The sequence below is a fragment of the Pseudonocardia sp. SID8383 genome (assembly GCF_009864975.1).
GTDB classification, from domain to species: domain Bacteria; phylum Actinomycetota; class Actinomycetes; order Mycobacteriales; family Pseudonocardiaceae; genus Pseudonocardia; species Pseudonocardia alni.
The window spans coordinates 1-1,140 of record NZ_WWFY01001169.1 but is presented as its reverse complement, the minus strand read 5'-3'; the positions used below and the strand labels follow the sequence as shown (position 1 = coordinate 1,140).

Here is a 1,140-nt window from a genome sequence, read left to right as displayed (position 1 = left end):
GAGGTGGCCGCGGACAACGTCGCGGCGCTGGCGCTCTACCGGTCGGCCGGGATGGTCACCGAGACCGTGCTGCGCACGGTGCCCGGCGACCCGTCCTCCACCCCGCTGCGGCTGCTGCTCGCGCGGGGCTGAGGGGGCTCACTCCCCGTCGCCGCCACCCGGGGGGAGCCCCTCGAAGATCTCCTTGCACCGCGGGCACACCGGCGATCCCGGCTTGGGCGACTTGGTCACCGGGAAGGTCTCGCCGCACAGCGCCACGACCATGTTCCCCAGGACCGCGCTCTCGGCGATCCGGTCCTTCTTGACGTAGTGGAACATGTCCGGCCGGTCGTCACCGGTCTTGTCGGTGGTCTCCGGCCGGGTGTCGACCTCGGGCAGCGTCGTCGTGGACATGGCGCCCATGATGCCCGAGAGCGACCTCAGGGCGGGGAGGCGGTGCCGCCTCCCGTGGTCCCGGTGGGCTGTTCGTCGTCGGTGGTGGGCCGGGGGCCGGCGGGATCGTCGCCACCCTGGTCGATCACCGGACGCGGACCGGCCTCGATCGCCCGGTGGTCCTGCCGGTGCCGGTTGGGCGTCTCCGCCTTGCGCGGCAGCCGGTCGTTCGCGATCAGCACGGCGATCCACGGCAACGGCACCGAGATCGCGAGCAGGGTCACCGCGACCCAGGGGATCTGGTAGAAGACGCCGGCGAGGATCATGCACGGGATCCGCATGCCCATCGTCCACTTGTAGCGCCGCTTGCGGATCTCCAGTTCCTCTTCGTAGGACATCTGCGCGTCCGTGATGAGAACGGGGTCCACGCGTCGCCGCTCAGCCACTGTCGAACCACCTCCCTTTCCATGGTGACACCCCTACGCGATCCCCGCGCGGGCGCCCGCCGGTCGCCTCGCGCACACCCGCGGGCCCGCCGTCGACGGTGGGGTCGAGCGTCTCCCAGCGGCGCAGCCGCGCGGCGAGCAGCCGCGACCACCAGACGACGTCGTCCGGGGTCGCCGCGATCGACAGCGCGGCCGCGGGCAGCCGCTCCCGCAGGGTCTGCGCGGTGGACTCCGGATGGCCCGGGTCCCCGGTCCAGGCCAGTACCTGCACCGGCACCGTGATCCGCTCCAGCTCCTCCGGTGCGGGGAGGTCGGTGGCGGC

The 1,140-nt window shown here is 72.8% G+C and carries 2 protein-coding genes and 1 pseudogene; all 3 read right to left on the bottom strand.

Annotated features, from left to right (window positions below; translation table 11 throughout):
• Positions 1-138: 138 nt before the first annotated feature.
• A complete protein-coding gene (locus tag GTW08_RS28415) occupies positions 139-393 on the bottom strand; it encodes a DUF3039 domain-containing protein (protein ID WP_073577143.1) in 255 nt (84 codons plus the stop codon).
• A 26-nt stretch (positions 394-419) separates the two neighbouring features.
• Positions 420-800: a DUF3099 domain-containing protein gene (locus GTW08_RS28410; protein ID WP_343935399.1), complete on the bottom strand. Its 381-nt coding sequence runs from the start codon at positions 798-800 to the stop codon at positions 420-422.
• A gap of 10 nt (positions 801-810) precedes the next feature.
• Positions 811-1,140, bottom strand: a pseudogene (locus GTW08_RS28405) (hypothetical protein); the annotation flags it as partial.